A 15,506-nucleotide genomic window follows, 5' to 3' on the forward strand; every position below is an offset into this window, starting at 1 on the left:
ACATGGCGATGAAAAATGGCATTCTGGCTCTGATTCTTGGCTCCCTGACGTTCGCCGCCCTGGCGGAGAGCAGCCAGGACGATCTGGTTAAACGGGGTGAGTATCTGGCGCGAGCCGGTGACTGTGTGGCCTGCCACACCAGCAAAGGCGGCGCGGCCTTTGCCGGTGGGCTGCCGATGGCAACACCGATTGGCACCATCTACTCCACCAACATTACGCCCGATCCCGCGACTGGCATTGGCGAATACAGCTACGACGACTTCCAGAAAGCGGTGCGTCAGGGCGTGGCGAAAAATGGCGATACGCTCTATCCGGCGATGCCATATCCCTCTTACGCAGTGGTCAGCGATGAAGACATGAAGGCGCTTTACGCCTACTTCATGCATGGCGTCGCGCCGGTCGGGCAGCCAAACCGGGAGAGCGACATTCCCTGGCCGCTGTCGATGCGCTGGCCGCTGGCGATCTGGCGCGGGATTTTTGCGCCCGACGTGAAAGCGTTCCAGCCTGCAGCCCAGGAAGATCCGGTGCTGGCACGTGGTCGCTATCTGGTAGAAGGACTGGGTCACTGCGGGGCCTGTCACACGCCGCGCAGCATCACGATGCAGGAGAAGGCGCTGACCAACAATGAGGGCAGCGACTATCTGGCGGGCAGCAGCGCACCGATTGATGGCTGGACCGCCAGCAATCTGCGTGGCGACAACCGCGATGGACTGGGTCGCTGGAGCGAAGAGGACCTGCGTCAGTTCCTGCGTTATGGCCGCAACGATCAGACCGCCGCTTTTGGTGGCATGACCGACGTGGTGGAACACAGCCTGCAGCACCTGAGCGAGTCCGATATCACGGCGATTGCGCGCTATCTGAAGTCGCTGGGCGCGAAAGATCCTAATCAGGCAGCCTTCAGCGTCGATGACGCCACCGCCAAAGCGTTGTGGAAAGGTGACGACAGTGCGACGGGGGGCAGCCACCTACGTCGACAGCTGTGCGGCGTGCCATAAAACCGATGGCAGCGGCTATAAACGTTTCTATCCGGCGCTGCGCGGTAATCCGGTGGTGCTGGCGGACGATCCGACCTCACTGATTCATATCGTGCTGGTGGGCGGACAGTTGCCTGGCGTTAATGGCGCGCCGTCGACGATTACCATGCCAGCATTTGGCTGGCGTCTTGACGATCAGCAGGTGGCGGACGTGGTGAACTTCGTGCGTAACAGCTGGGGCAACAAGGCGTCGGAGCCGGTCAGCGCGAAACAGGTCGCTGAGCTGCGTAAAGATGAGAAAGATCGGCTGGGCAGTGCAGATATCCGGGTACTGGAAGGCAAATAATCAGCAGTAAAAAAAGCCGTCATCATCAGGATGACGGCCTTTTCTTTTAGATATTCTCCAGATCGATACCGCGCGTTTTCGGCCCATAAATCCCTACCGACAGCATCACCATCACCATGCTCAGCACGATAAAGGTAATCACACCTGGCGTACCGGCGTACTGCAGGATCACCCCAATCAAAATACTGCTGAATACCGTAGAGAGGCGACTGAAGGAGTAGCAGAAGCCGACCGCTCGCGCCCGAATATGGGTCGGGAAAATCTCGGTCTGATAGGCGTGGAAGCTGAAGGTCAGCCAGGCGTTGGACCAGGTGATCAGGAAGCCGCAGAGAATCAGCAATACCGGCTGCGTCTGGAAGGCGAACAGCGTGCCGAACACCACCGTCATCAGCGACGACAGGACAATCTGCCACTTATTCTCCAGCTTATCGGCGTAGCGGCTACAGATCAGCGATCCCAGCGGATAGGCCAGCGTGATGAAGAAGGCATAAAGCAAACTGTGCGTCACCGTGGCACCGCGGCCTGACAGCAGCGCAGGCAGCCAGTTACCAAAGCCGAAAAAGCCGATCGCCTGGAAAAAATTCATCACCACCAGCATCAGGGTGCGCTTGCGGTAAGCGGGTGACCAGATCTCGCTGAAGCGTCCCCGTTTTGGCAGCTGCGCCGCGGCGTCATCGGCTGAAAAAGCGGGTCCGGCCGGGATGCCGCAGCGTTGCTCCATCGTGGACAACACCTGATGCGCCTCCTGATGACGACCCTGCTGCGCCAGCCAGCGCGCCGACTCCGGCAGGTTCCTGCGCACCAGCCAGATCACCAGCGAACAGACCGCGCCCGCAATGACCACCCAGCGCCAGCCTTCAAGGCTGAACAGCGTTTGCGGAATCATCCACCACGACATCAGCGCCACGGCCGGCACCGATAAAAACTGCACGAAAAAGGAGAAGGCAAAGGCGCGGCTGCGCAGATGGGTCGGCACCCATTCCGACAGATAGGTGTCGATGGTCACCAGCTCGACGCCCAGCCCGATCCCTACCAGAAAGCGGAACAGAATAATCATCTCCGCGCTCTGCTGGAACGCCATCAGCAGCGAAAACAGCCCGTACCACAGCAGCGCACACATAAAGGTGAGACGGCGACCAAAGCGATCAGCGTAGGGTGCCAGCAGGCTGGCACCAAAAAACAGACCGAGAAAAGTGGCTGAGGCGAAGGCCGCCTGATCGGAGAAGCCCAGCACGCCTGCCGCACCCGTGTGAAATACGCCCGCCGACAGCAGGCCGGTACTGATATAGCCGGTTTCAAACAGGTCATAAAGCTCAAAAAAAGCCGCCCAGCGCCAGCAGCGTAATAAAGCGCCACAATCCGGCGGAGGAGGGCAGCGCATCAACCCGAGCGGCTAAGCTGTTACGGGCCGCCGATGAAGCGTGCATCGGCGGCAGGCTGGTGGAGGAGGTGGTCATGTCAGCGTGAACCTCAGGCAGTGTAGAGACGACTCGCAGCCGGTCGGAGGCTTATTAAAATAGTTAACCGTTAGCAAGCGAAGAAATAGCAGAATAGTCAATTCATCCGCCGTTGCCGAGAGGGGCGTTGCTGACTATTTAGCAACGTACGTTGCAGGTTTTGCCATCCGTGGCAGGCGCACTCCGGCAGCGGCGACCAAGCCAGAATCTGATTGCAGCGAACTCCGGACTGTCTCTCAGTCCGGTAACGCGGGGGCAGGAGCGCATGGATGCAAATGGCGTCCTTGCGTTATCATAGCCTTGCTTTATGACACCTTTTCACGGACGCGGAAAAAGCTGAGCTGTAGAAGCTGACACAATTACTGAAAGATGAGGTGTAACGTGAGTTTTTTTGACGAGCTGAAAGCATCGCTGGAAGAGGCTGTGGAGATCAAAAACGGTATCAGGGAGCCCGGTCGTGTTACCCGTTACGCGGTTGCCGACGTGAAGGCTATCCGGGCACAGCTTAACGTCTCACAGAGTGAGATGGCGACGGCATTGGGAACCAGCCTCGATACCATAAAGAGCTGGGAAGCCGGACGGCGTAACCCGACCGGGCTGGCAGCTAAAGTACTGGTCACTATCCAGAAAAACCCGGAATTTTTTAAGGAGCTGGCGGCGCAATGAGCCGTTGTTCCCTGCACGCCGTTTAACAAAAAATAAAACGTGCCACCGATGAAACATTCATCGGTGGCACTGTGCTTTAAGGCAGTTTCGGCCAGACGCTTGGCCCGATCGGCAGACCCAGCAGATACCACACCAGCAGCAGCGCTATCCAGCTGATAAAGAACACCAGCGGATAGGGGAAGATCAGCACGTAATAGGTGCCGAGCTGCGCATCTTTCTGGTAACGCTGCAAAAAGGCGAGAAACAATGGCAGAAACGGCGACATCGGTGCCAGTGGCAGCACGGCGGAGTCGGCGATGCGGAAAATCATCTGGGCAAAGGCGGGATGGAAGCCGAGCAGCATAAACATCGGCACAAAGACCGGCGCCAGAATCGACCAGATGGCTGAACCGCTGGCGATAAACATGCAGAGAAACGCCGACAGGAACATCAGGCCGAGAAAAGCGGGCGCGCCGCTGACGCCTGCGCTCTCCAGCACATCAGTCAGCCCGATCGCCATGAATTTGCCCATGTTGCTCCAGTTGAAGAACGCCACGAACTGCGACAGCGGAAACACCATCACGATAAAACCCGCCATGCCCTTCATCGGATCGACCAGCAACTGCGGGATATCATCCGGACGGCGGATCTGTCGGGTGACCACGCCATAAGCAATCGCCACCACAAAGAAGAACAGAATGATGATTGGCACAATGCCCTGAATAAAAGGCGAGGGAATAATGGCGCCGGTGGCGGGATTGCGCAGCGGTGCATTTTCCGGCACCACCAGCAGCGCCATCAGGGCGATAAACAGCAGCGCGGCGATCCCGGCAGCCCGCAGACCGCGGTTTTCAAGCGGCGTCAGCGCCGCCAGCTTCTCGCCGTTGCCCTGCCACTTTGGCAGTCGCGGCTCGACAAATTTATCGGTCAGCAGCGCGCCCACAATCGTCAGCACAATCACCGACGTGGCCATAAAGAACCAGTTATCGATGACGCTGACATGCACCGTGTCGCTGACCGCTTTAGCCGCTTCAGTGCTGATGCCCGAGAGCAGCACATCGGTGGTGACAATCAGCAGGTTGGCGGTAAAGCCGGAGGCCACACCGGCAATGGCGGCCAGCAGGCCCGCCACCGGATGACGGCCCACCGCCAGAAAGATCAGTGCGCCCAGCGGCGGCATCACTACCAGCGCGGCATCCGAGGAGATATGGCTGAAAAAGGCGATAAACAGCACCATGTAGCTGGCATAACGGCGGCTGACGCGTGACGCCATCTTCACCATCAGCGACTGCAGCAGGCCGACCTTTTCCGCCAGTCCAGCACCAATCACCAGCGCCAGAATCGATCCCAGCGGGGTAAAGCTGCTGAAGTTTTTGATGATATTTGGCAGGATCCACTGAATGCCTGCGACGCTCAGCAGGTTATTCACCCGCACGATTTCGCCGTTGCTCGGGTTCTTCACCGCCAGATCCAGCGCGCTGATAATGGCGGTCGCCACCATCAGCACCACGATCAGATAGACAAACAGTAAAAACGGGTTGGGGACTTTATTCCCCACGCGCTCGATCCAGCTGAAGAGCCGGCCAGGACTGCGGTTCTCGGATGTTGCTTCCATGGTATTGGTTCTCGTCTTGTGTCCCTTTTATCGGCGGTAGCAAGGCCTGACGCCGGTCGCGTTGTGCGACAGGCGGTGAGTTCAGTTCCGGCACCGCTGAATCGGGGAAGTGTTTGCAATATTTTTTTATAGTGGTCCGTGTCAGAGACACGGCCGTTGGCTCATTCGGCCAGTTTTGTTGGTGTGATCCCCGCCGGGATCGGGCAGTGATAGGGCTGCGCGGCGCGTACCCGATCAAACTCGGCCCTGCAGCCAGCCAGCGCCTGCCGATCCGTTAACAGCGTTAACACTGTGGCCGCCATCACTTTGCCCGCCAGAAACATCCCCTTATGCCCGATACTGGTGCGTCCCTGCGCCACCAGTTGCCAGGTGTGCAGCGGCGTGCCGAAGGTAAAGCAGGGCGCAAAACACTGTGCAGTCGGCGTCACCCAGCTGACATCGCCGACGTCGGTGGAGCCATAAAGCAGTTCACGTGTGACCGCATAGGGCGCGACCTCATCCATAAACAGCTTGTCGCCCAGTTTTTCAGCCCAGGCGTGACCGGCTTCACCACCGGTTCGTGCGGCATTGAGCCGGGCATTGCGCAGATCGTCATCAGTGAGCGTGGCACGCAGTTCAGCCGCAAACGCGCGTTCTTCGTCGCTGTAGTCGGGCAAACCAAACTGATGCAAATAACGCTCCATGACCGCTTCCAGCGCGCGATTCGGCACGTAATCCGAGCAGGCTTTATCAAAACGTACGGTCAGCGTGGTGTCGGTCATCAGCGCTGCACCCCTGGCGATATTGATCACCCGTTCATAGATCGCCTGCGCCTGTGGCAGTTCCGGGGCGCGGATCAGGTAGAGCACCTCCGCATCGGCCTGCACCACGTTTGGCGAAACACCGCCGCTGTTGGTGATGGCGTAGTGCAGACGTGCCTCCTGAACAATATGCTCGCGCAGAAAATTGGCCCCGGTATTCATCAGCGTGACGGCATCCAGGGCGCTTCGGCCCAGATGGGGAGAATTGGCCGCGTGCGCCGCAACCCCTTTGAAGCTGAACGCCGCCTGAATATTGGCGAGGGTGCGCAGATTGAACATGCCGCTGAACCCCTCCGGATGCCAGGTCACGGCGGCATCAACGTCGTCAAACAGCCCTTCGCGCACCATAAAAGTCTTGCCCGAACCGCCTTCTTCGCCAGGGCAGCCGTAAAAGCGAACCGTGCCGCCCGTGTGATGCTGTTCCATCCAGGCTTTCACGGCGCAGGCCGCCGCAACACCTGCCGTGCCGAGCAGGTTGTGACCGCAGCCGTGTCCGTTGCCGTTGGCTTCCAGAGGTTGTGGCCGGGCGCAGCCCGCCTGCTGACTCAGGCCCGCCAGCGCATCGAACTCGCCAAGGATGGCAATCACCGGCTTACCGCTGCCCGCACTGGCGATAAACGCCGTATCGATGCCACCCACGCCGCGTTCCACTCTGAATCCCTCTTCTGCCAGCGCATCAGAAAGCAGGGCTGACGAGCGGGTTTCGGCAAAGCGGGTCTCCGGTGTGTCCCAGATGGCGTCACTGAGCGTGCTGAAACGAAGCTGATGACGAGCGATATAGTCGGCAATAAAGTCTTCCATCATCGTGAGCCCCCATACTGCGCCTGGTTCAGCGCCAGCGTCGCCAGCAGCCTGATGGCGTCCGGCATCACCCGCTCATCAAAGTCGAATTTCGCATTGTGGTGACCCGCCGCCAGCTCACAGCCAAAAATGACGTAAGAGGCCTGACCGCCGCGCTGCTTTACCCGTTCCATCATGTAGGTCGCATCTTCCGAACCCGCCGCCTGCGCTTTACGATCGACCACGGAGTTGAAGATACCGAGCGCGTCCGCCTGCTGATGGATGAAATCAACCCATGGCTGCGTCGGGGTACAGCTGCGCGCGGCCCCCCATCAGCGAGACCTGCTGCTCAACGCCATACATCGCCGCCGCACCGGCAATCACCCGCAGCGCCTGCTGATAGATGTCGTCGTTGACCTGATTGGTCACGCCACGGGTTTCGACTTTCAGCAGGGCGCAGTCGGCTACCACGTTGCGGCCGGTTCCCGCCTGCAGCACGCCCACGTTGACCCGTGCCACGCCGCCGCTGTGCTGGGTTAAACCATGCAGCGCCAGCGTTGCCTGTGCGGCGGCCAGCAGGGCATTGCGCCCCTCTTCAGGACGACCGCCCGCATGGGCACCGACGCCGGTAAAGTGAACATCCAGCTTGGTAGTGGCGAGGAAGCTGTCGCTGCCGCACACCACTTCGCCTGCCGGCACGCCGGTGCCGATATGAATGGCGGTGAAGCGATCAACGTCATCGACCACGCCCGCCGCCACCATCGCTTTTGCGCCGCGCACACCCTCTTCGGCGGGCTGGAAGATCAGTTTAATCGTGCCGCTGAGCTGATCTTTCATCGCCATCAGCACCGAGGCGAGACCCAGCCCGATGGTGGTGTGGCCGTCATGTCCGCAGGCGTGCATCATGCCTGCGTTGCAGGAGGCGAACCCTTCACGCTGCGGCAGATGATCGTCAGCCTGGCTCTCGTTGAGATCCAGGGCATCCATATCGACGCGGAAGCCCATCACCGGGCCAGGAAGGCCGGTCTCAAGCGTTGCCACGATGCCGCAGAATCCGCCGGAGAAGTGGCTGATCCACTGCGGCAGCGCGCCCTGTTGCAGCGCGCGCGCTTCCTGCTGCTTCAGCACCGCCTCGTCGGGCAAGCCCATCCGCGCGTCGGCGTCGATGACCTCACGGCCCAGCTTCAGTTGATAACCGAGCTTATGCAGCTCTTCAGCGACGAAGGTGGCGGTGCGGAACTCCAGCCAGCCCGATTCGGCATAGTGATGGAAGTCGCGACGCCACTGTTGCAGCTGTGGCAGCCGGGCGCTGACGTGGTCTGAAAGGGGGTTCATCGGCTCTCTCCTCGTTGTTGATTTTTTATGCACTGTTCCGAATCTACACAATGGTATTGACCGGCATAAGATGCGAATATCTTGTGACTGATAAACAACGGTTATCGCAAAATTATGTCTGCCAATCTCAAGCTCCATCAGCTGCGCGCCTTCGTTGACGTGGCGCGACAGGGCAGTATCCGGGCGGCAAGCCGTCTTTCCGGGCTGTCACAACCGGCGTTAACCAAAGCGATTCAGGAACTGGAGCGCGAGCTGGGGGCAAAGCTGTTTATCCGCCGTCAGCAGGGCGTGGTGTTAACCGATATCGGTGATAACTTTTTTCGGCATGCCAGCCTGGTGCTGGCAGAGCTGCGGGTCGCCGAAGAGGATATTCAGCAGCGGCTGGGACTGGGTGGCGGTCAGGTGAATATCGGCGTCGGTGGCAGCGTGGCGCGCACCATTATGCCGCAGGTGATTAACCAGTTTCATCGCGAATACCCGCTGGTGAAGGTGCGCATCGTCGAAGGCCAACTGGTGTCGATGGTGCATGAATTGCGCCAGGGCGCGCTCGATTTCACCATTAATACCTACGATCAGAGCCATCTCGATCAGGAGCTGATGTATGAGCGGATGATGGAGCGCGAGTACAAGGTAGTGGTGCGCAAAGGCCATCCGCTGGAAAAGGCGCGTTCTCTGGCGGAGTTACAGCAGGCGGACTGGACGATGCCAACGCCTAAAGGCAGTTACTACCGCTTGTTGCACGATCTGTTTGGTGAACGCGGCATGGCACCCAAAATCGTGGTGACCTGTGAAACCTTTATGGCCTGCACCAGCCTTGTGGCGCAAAGCGATTTCATCAGTATTCTGTCGGTCGACGTCATTGACGACCCGATTCTGGGCCGGTCGCTGGTGGCGCTGACGCTCGACGAACCCCTGCCGAAAGCGATCTTCTATCTGATCCAGCGCAAAGACACGACGCTGACCCCAATGAGCAGTTATATGGCACAACTTTTCCGCCGTTATTGCCAGTAAAATCAGTGAGTAAAGTCGATCGTCTACACTGTTAAGGTACTGAAAAAAATCCACCCGACAAATATAGAGGTTACGATGCAAGTCAGTCCTTATCTGTTTCTCTATGGCCGTTGCGAAGAGGCTATCGACTTTTACCTGCAGGCGACCGGGGGGAGAGTTGCTCTCTAAAATGAAATTCGGTGATATGCCGGATCAGGGTGAGCAGGTCGGCGATCAGTCTGCCGCGCCGCAGCCGCCAGAAAAGATCATGCATGCCCAGCTGCGTATTGGTGACGGTGAGCTGATGCTGAGCGATGGCAACACCGATCAGCCGCCAGCGTCTGAGCATGCCGGTTACGCGGTCAGTCTCTCAACTACCGATGTCGAAAAGGGTAAAGCCTGGTTTGAGAAACTGTCGGCAGGCGGCAAGGTGACAACTGAGTGGCAGGAGACGTTCTGGTCGAACGGATTCGCGATGTTCATTGATAAGTTCAACATTCCATGGCGCATCAACGTCGAGAAGCCGCAGGAATAATCGGGCCAGCCGGCGTCGTAATTTGCGGCGCCGTATTAATTAATGGCAACTGCCCGGATTAATGCGCGGCGGCGCTATTCAGGCCGCCGCACGTAATCAGAAGTTATAACCCGCCACCAGGTAGTAACCCCAGCCAGTCGATTTCACTTCAAACGGCCCGTTGCCGAAATTCAGCTCCTGACCATCCGCCCACTGTCCGCCGTTGTGGAAGTAACGCGCCACCGCAGAGAAGTGCCAGTGATCGTAACCCAGTGACAGAATATGGCTGGAGGCGATGGAGTTGCTGGTGCGTGATGAACCGCCTTTATCGCGGAGATCGGAACCCCAGTCGAAGTTGGTGAAGCCCACATAGCCCAGATTACCGCCCCACAGCGTGGTGATTGGCACAAAGTATTTCACTTTGAAGCGATAGCCATCCCAGCTGTTTTCATTCGCCGCACCGTAGTTTTCCCACTGATATTTTGCGTAGACGTTCAGCGACAGGCCGACATCGCTGTGCGTATCGATATCGGTGCCCAGACCCATATACCAGGTGTTCTGGCGGCTATCGCTGTTGCGGCCCATGTCGTAGATGTAGTTGTTAGCGAAATACCACTCTTTGAACGGACCAAACGCCAGGCTGGTGCCGGTCAGTTTGTCGATAGAGAAGCGCGGCTCAATCTCCATAAACATCGGTGAACCGTGATCAAAAATGCCGTTGGCGTTGCTGTTGCCTGCGCCGAAGAAGTTGGTCAGATCGAGGTAGCCATAAAAATCGAACCAGTCCTTCTTCGCAAACGCTTCATATTCCAGATAAACGTCGTTGTTAAACTGCGGTCCGAAACGGGTGTGGTAGCTGCCTACCACGTTAACGCTCTGATGCCACCAGTCGGAGACATACTGCGGATCGCTTTCAGCGGCCTGCGCAGCACCACTCAATGAACATGCCAGCACGGCACCTGCTATCAACGTTTTAAATTTCATTATTATCAGCCACATGCTTTTGACCGCCGCACAGCAGACGCAGTCAGAGAGAAATCGGTCCCTTGATGGGAATGAGGGTTTCACAGCAAATAACAGCCAGTTCTTCAGCCCGCGTAGCGTGCCTGTAACAGATCGATAGAAAATAGATTTTGCTCACGTTTGTCAAAAAGTGTTGCATTACAATTCAGCTAAAATGTGATGCGCTTCACAATAATGACCAGGATCGAACGGAACCAGGCAACCGTTTACGTTGTCTGGTTCGTGATCAAACGGGCGGGATCAGGGAAGGGTGACGCGAACCTGCAAACCACAAATGGCACCCTGTGGCGTCAGGCAATTGGAAAGGGCGACGTGAATCTGATGCTTCTGTGCGACGTTGCGCACAATGGATAATCCCAGTCCGCTGCCCTGGGCTTTAACGTCAGGCGAACGGGTAAAACGGTCAAACGCGCGTTCGATAAAGGATTCCGGCATGCCTGGCCCGTTATCGACAATATCGACCACTGTTTTACCTGCGACCCGATGCAGCAGCACATCGACCAGGCTGCCCTCCGGCGTGTGCAACATGGCGTTACCAATCAGGTTATCGAACAGGCTGCGCAGCTCGGAACGGCTGGCCTGCAGACGATACTGCGTGGAGCCATTAAAGCCGATATCGATGCCGCGTTTATCTGCCACCACCATCAGCTGCTCAATGCTCTCTTTCAGCAGATCGTCCAGTTCGATATGCTCGACGCTGGCGACCACGCTCTGGTCATCCTGACGCGAGACATTAAGTAACTGCGTGACCAGATGACGGGTGCGTGTGACGCCCGCTTCCAGCTGGCTGAACTGCCGGCTCGCTTCGCCTGGCTGGATATGCTGACGCAGGTTTTCCAGCTGCAAGGTCACCGCTGTTACCGGCGTGCGCAGCTCATGCGCCGCATCTTCCAGGAACTGACGCTGCGACGACCAGGCCTCACGCAGCTTACTCAGCAGCGAGTTGTAGGCGGCCACCAGCGGCAGGATCTCATCCGGCAAGCCTTCGGGTGAGACATTGTGCGGATGGTGCGTCTCCTGCGCGGCAATCTGACGCGAAGCGACCTGCAGATCCCGGGTGATCTTGCGCACCACCAGCCAGATCACCAGCAGTGACAGCGGCATCATCAGGATCAATGGAATGATCGCTGACAGCGCCCGTTTGACCATCAATGCCTTCATGTAGCTGAGGTTGTGCATCACCTGGATGGTTTTGATCTCGCTGCCAGGTAAGCCGGGCCGGGTATAGATGCGCCATTCGCAGTCGTCGCACTGACCCACATGCACGTCGCGATAGCCGCGTTGATTTTGCAGCGGAGCCTGCAGCTCCGGCCATGAGCTGGCCCGTAACTGACCCCGATCGTCCCACAGTTGCACCACAAAGGCGCTCTTCGCCTTGTCAGGCGCAATAAGCATCGGCATCAGGGCGGGCATCTGTTTATTAGTGGACCAGGCATCAGCGATTTTTGCCAGCTGATCGTCCTTCATGGTGCCGACCATATCGCCGTAGCAGCTGAAGAAATACCAGGTGACGCCGCCGATCATCAGCAGATGAATAATCAGCAGCGTAGAGAGTAATTTGTTGCGTAATGAACGCATAAAGGTGAAGGGTTTCATATTGCCGGTACCCGCCAGCCCAGTCCGCGCACATTGCGGATCACGTCGTTATCCAGCTTGCGGCGCATCCCGTGGATCAGGACATCCACCGCGTTGCTGCTGACTTCATCGCCCCAGCCATAGATGCGATTTTCCAGCTGCTCGCGCGACAGAATAGCGCCTGGCCGCTCCAGCAGGGCGTAGAGCAGGGCATATTCGCGCGCCGTAAGCTGCTCGCGCTGTCCTTTGTAGAGCACTTCGCGGGTCATCATATCCAGCTGCACATCGCCGCTGCCCAGCACCGAGTCTGCTGCGCCGTGACTACGTCGGGTAATCGCGCGCATCCGGGCCATGACTTCCTGTAAATCGAACGGTTTAAGCAGGTAGTCGTCAGCGCCGCTGTCGAGTCCCTGAATCCGCTGCGCCACCGTGTCGCGTGCGGTAAGAATCAGTACCGGCGTGGCGTCGCCGCGCCCGCGCGCCCGGCGCAGTACCTGCAGGCCATCATCGCGCGGTAAGCCGAGATCGAGCAGCACGCAGCTGTAGCCGCCTTCGCTCCAGGCATTCTGGGCATAGATGCCATCACGCACCCAGTCCACCGACCAGCCCGCGCCCTCCAGTGCCTGCTGCAGGTTCGCGCCGATCATTTCATCATCTTCAACCAGTAACACGCGCATGGCTGATCTCCTTCAGAAAGATGAGGGGAGTTTACTCACCAATTGTTAGGCCAGAATTATCCGCCGTCATACTTCGCGCTGTAGCGGCGTTGGCTGCTTTTGCTCACCCCAGTCACTGACTTATGTCAGCTCCTGGGGACTCGCGCAGTTGCCGCCTTGCCACAGCACGAATTATTTTGGCGGACTACTGCCGTCATACTTCGCACTGTAGCGGCGTTGGCTGCTTTTGCTCACCCCAGTCACTGACTTATGTCAGCTCCTGGGGACTCGCGCATTTGCCGCCTTGCCACAGCACGGATTATTTTGGCGGACTACTGCCGTCATACTTCGCGCTGTGGCGGCGTTGGCTGCTTTTGCTCACCCCAGTCACTGACTTATGTCAGCTCCTGGGGACTCACGCAGTTGCCGCCTTGCCACAGCACGAATTATTTCGCGGACCGCCGTCACCGGTATTTTATGGAGGAGTCAGGTGGCCTGATGTCCCCATCCATATCCATTGAGATGCCAGCGATTGCAAGCGTAAATGGGGTGACGTATATTTGAGCAACAGATTAATGCCAGACATTTCAGCGGTGAATAGTATGTCAGCCCAGGAAGCAAAAATCAGACATCAGCGCGAGTATCAGGATCGTGTTGAAGCCGTCCGAAATGGTCAGGCTCCGGGCCGCGTGCTTGAAAAACGTCCTCAGGGTATTGTGCCTGCAAAAAAGTGGACGCAGCCTCGCATTTTTCTGATGTCACGCCGTGCTGAAATCAGCCAGGTAGTAAAATAAGCTCATCATGCAGGTGGGCTTTTTTTATGACATTGCACGCTATTCCTCCAGAAGAACAGATCCTTAAACTCAACCGTTATCTTATTGATAACGCCGGACAACTTCCGTCACCGGTTATTACTGTAGGCGGTCAGGCTGTTATGTACTGGTATCTGACCTACCTGCATCTTTATCCTGATCAGCCTGATGTAACATCCATAACCTCAATTGATGTTGATTATGTCACCCGAAAGGAAGGCGTTGATTTTCTGGCTCAGGAATATCAGCGATATCTCAAACATGTTGACGCCTGACAGGGCTGAATGCCCCCGTCACTTATGATGCAGAAATAAATTTGTCTGACTCAGCGTTTTTATCTTCTGCCTTTTTTCAGCAGCAATCTCTTCACGAACTTTCACACTAAAGCCCCGCTGGCCGCGCGATTCCGCCTCCGTTTCCGCCGTTGCTAATTCTGCGCTAATTTTCTGCTAATTAAGGGATAAATTTTAGCAGGTAGAGTGGCTCCACTGCACATCAGCATCAACAGGAGGAACCATGAATCAGCGCGAGTTTATTCGGAGTTTGCTGGACTGGATTGAGAACAACTTAGGACACGATCTGCATCTGGATGAGGTGGCGCGCCGCTCGGGCTATTCGCGCTGGCATCTGCAACGGCTGTTTCGCCAGCATACCGGCTTTTCACTGGCAGAATATATCCGTCAGCGCCGTTTAACCGAGTCTGCGCTCACGTTGCTGAGCAGCAACGAAGCGATACTGCAGGTGGCGATGAACTATGGCTTTGATACCCAGCAGGCCTATACCCGCACGTTTAAAAACTACTTTATGGTGACGCCTGGCCAGTTGCGCCGTCAGCGTCGCGTCGAGCCGGATCGGCTGCTATTCCCTCTGGCGATGGCCAGCTGATGCCTGATAAGACCTTCCCGTCACAGCCTGCGGACGGGAAGGTCGGCCCGCGCTTTGCGCTTCTCTCCACTTGTTCTTCGCCTCGCCTTTTTTTTACCCATCAGCCACAGTGACCCCGCCCGAACGTGTTAGTTTGTTGCCAGCATCCCTTTACTGTCGGAGTCGGGAAACATGGAAAACGGCGCGAATTTAACCGCCATGTTGGTATTTGCACGGGTTGTGGAATTACAGAGTTTCAGTGAGGCGGCACGCGCACTCGGCTTGTCCAAATCCCATGTCAGCCGGGAGATCGCCCGTCTGGAGCTGCGGCTCGGTATCCGGCTGCTGCAACGCACCACCCGGCGGCTGGCGCTGACCGAGCTGGGCCAGGCGTACTATCCCTACTGTGTGCGGATGCTGGCCGAAGTGCAGCGCGCCGAAGCCTTTGTGCAGCAGGTGCATCAGCAGCCCGCCGGCCATGTCAGGCTGCAGGCACCCGTTACGTTTGGCTGCCAGTGCGTAGTCCCGGTCCTTAACCGCTTTCTGCGTCGGCATCTGCATATCAATGTCGATCTTGATCTGACCGATCGCAGTCACGATCGGCTGGATGATCAGGCGGATCTGGCGATTGTGATCCGATCCCAATCGCCACAGCAGGGCAATTTTCGGGTACTGAGCGAAATCGAGTGGGGGCTCTATGCCGCGCCTGCCTACCTGGCGCAGCGACCCGCTATCACACATCCTGAGATGCTGCCACGGCACGACCTGCTGCTGTTTCATGGTCCGGCGCACACCGCCGCACTGCCGTTCCGCCGTGATAAACAGCGGCTGGCACTGGATGTACGCAGCCGTTTTCGCGCCAATAACAGTATGGCGCTGCTCAATGCGGCACTGGCGGGGAGCGGCATCGCCTATCTGCCCTCCTACATGGCCCAGGAGGCGATGGCGCGCGGTGATATTCAGCAACTGCTGCCGGAGTGGCAGATGGATCGTCTGCAAAGTTATCTGCTGCTGCACGACACGCCTGAACCGGCCTCGCCCGTGACGCTGCTGTGTGATGCCCTGGTTGCGGCGCTGAACACAGGCTGATTGTTGCCTGCTGACAACAATCAGCGCCACA

The 15,506-nt window shown here is 57.7% G+C and carries 11 protein-coding genes and 4 pseudogenes; 8 read left to right on the forward strand and 7 right to left on the reverse strand.

The window, feature by feature from the left end; genetic code table 11:
- Positions 1–8 precede the first annotated feature (8 nt).
- A pseudogene (locus tag JNO11_RS00985) lies at positions 9–1,320 on the forward strand (cytochrome c).
- Between the two features lie 46 nt (positions 1,321–1,366).
- Here the strand turns inward: JNO11_RS00985 and JNO11_RS00990 are convergent.
- Positions 1,367–2,777: pseudogene (locus JNO11_RS00990) on the reverse strand (MFS transporter).
- Positions 2,778–3,158: 381 nt separating this feature from the next.
- Here JNO11_RS00990 and nadS point away from each other — a divergent pair.
- The gene (gene nadS, locus JNO11_RS00995) at positions 3,159–3,443 is read left to right on the forward strand and encodes a NadS family protein (protein WP_022625237.1); all 285 of its coding nucleotides are present in this window, start codon (positions 3,159–3,161) and stop codon (positions 3,441–3,443) included.
- Between the two features lie 76 nt (positions 3,444–3,519).
- Here nadS and abgT read toward each other — a convergent pair whose 3' ends face one another.
- From abgT to JNO11_RS01010, 3 genes and pseudogenes are all read right to left on the reverse strand, one after another.
- Positions 3,520–5,037 carry a p-aminobenzoyl-glutamate transporter gene (gene abgT / locus JNO11_RS01000; RefSeq protein ID WP_325176829.1) on the reverse strand — a complete coding sequence of 506 codons (1,518 nt, stop codon included), beginning with the start codon at positions 5,035–5,037 and terminating at the stop codon, positions 3,520–3,522.
- Positions 5,038–5,198: 161 nt separating this feature from the next.
- The gene (locus JNO11_RS01005; protein ID WP_033769461.1) at positions 5,199–6,641 is read right to left on the reverse strand and encodes a M20 family metallopeptidase; all 1,443 of its coding nucleotides are present in this window, start codon (positions 6,639–6,641) and stop codon (positions 5,199–5,201) included.
- Positions 6,638–7,952: pseudogene (locus JNO11_RS01010) on the reverse strand (M20 family metallo-hydrolase). The gene JNO11_RS01005 and the pseudogene JNO11_RS01010 overlap by 4 nt, the downstream one beginning before the upstream one ends.
- A gap of 114 nt (positions 7,953–8,066) precedes the next feature.
- Here JNO11_RS01010 and JNO11_RS01015 point away from each other — a divergent pair.
- Both JNO11_RS01015 and yjdN read left to right on the forward strand, forming a co-directional pair.
- Positions 8,067–8,963: a LysR family transcriptional regulator gene (locus JNO11_RS01015; protein WP_010252093.1), complete on the forward strand. Its 897-nt coding sequence runs from the start codon at positions 8,067–8,069 to the stop codon at positions 8,961–8,963.
- 75 nt (positions 8,964–9,038) lie between these two features.
- A pseudogene (yjdN, locus tag JNO11_RS01020) lies at positions 9,039–9,477 on the forward strand (VOC family metalloprotein YjdN).
- A 96-nt stretch (positions 9,478–9,573) separates the two neighbouring features.
- On the opposite strand, the gene JNO11_RS01025 reads toward yjdN, so the two are convergent.
- From JNO11_RS01025 to JNO11_RS01035, 3 genes are all read right to left on the reverse strand, one after another.
- Entirely contained in the window at positions 9,574–10,440 is an 867-nt protein-coding gene (locus tag JNO11_RS01025; RefSeq protein ID WP_010252090.1) for a nucleoside-specific channel-forming protein Tsx, read from the reverse strand.
- A gap of 279 nt (positions 10,441–10,719) precedes the next feature.
- The gene (locus tag JNO11_RS01030; RefSeq protein ID WP_010252088.1) at positions 10,720–12,075 is read right to left on the reverse strand and encodes an ATP-binding protein; all 1,356 of its coding nucleotides are present in this window, start codon (positions 12,073–12,075) and stop codon (positions 10,720–10,722) included.
- Entirely contained in the window at positions 12,072–12,731 is a 660-nt protein-coding gene (locus JNO11_RS01035; RefSeq protein ID WP_010252086.1) for a response regulator, read from the reverse strand. The genes JNO11_RS01030 and JNO11_RS01035 overlap by 4 nt, the downstream gene beginning before the upstream one ends.
- A 581-nt stretch (positions 12,732–13,312) precedes the next feature.
- On the opposite strand from JNO11_RS01035, the gene JNO11_RS01040 reads away from it, so the two are divergent.
- The 4 genes from JNO11_RS01040 to JNO11_RS01055 all read left to right on the forward strand — a co-directional run bounded on the left by JNO11_RS01040 (position 13,313) and on the right by JNO11_RS01055 (position 15,475).
- The gene (locus JNO11_RS01040) at positions 13,313–13,504 is read left to right on the forward strand and encodes a hypothetical protein (RefSeq protein ID WP_325176830.1); all 192 of its coding nucleotides are present in this window, start codon (positions 13,313–13,315) and stop codon (positions 13,502–13,504) included.
- A gap of 26 nt (positions 13,505–13,530) precedes the next feature.
- Positions 13,531–13,797, forward strand: coding sequence for a hypothetical protein (locus JNO11_RS01045; protein WP_010252074.1), 267 nt, complete (start codon positions 13,531–13,533; stop codon positions 13,795–13,797).
- 241 nt (positions 13,798–14,038) lie between these two features.
- A complete protein-coding gene (locus tag JNO11_RS01050) occupies positions 14,039–14,407 on the forward strand; it encodes a helix-turn-helix domain-containing protein (protein ID WP_009092546.1) in 369 nt (122 codons plus the stop codon).
- A gap of 171 nt (positions 14,408–14,578) precedes the next feature.
- Positions 14,579–15,475: a LysR family transcriptional regulator gene (locus JNO11_RS01055; protein ID WP_325176831.1), complete on the forward strand. Its 897-nt coding sequence runs from the start codon at positions 14,579–14,581 to the stop codon at positions 15,473–15,475.
- The last annotated feature ends 31 nt before the right edge of the window (positions 15,476–15,506 follow it).

The organism is Pantoea sp. 1B4 (assembly GCF_016925765.1).
In the GTDB taxonomy this organism is placed as follows: domain Bacteria; phylum Pseudomonadota; class Gammaproteobacteria; order Enterobacterales; family Enterobacteriaceae; genus Pantoea; species Pantoea agglomerans.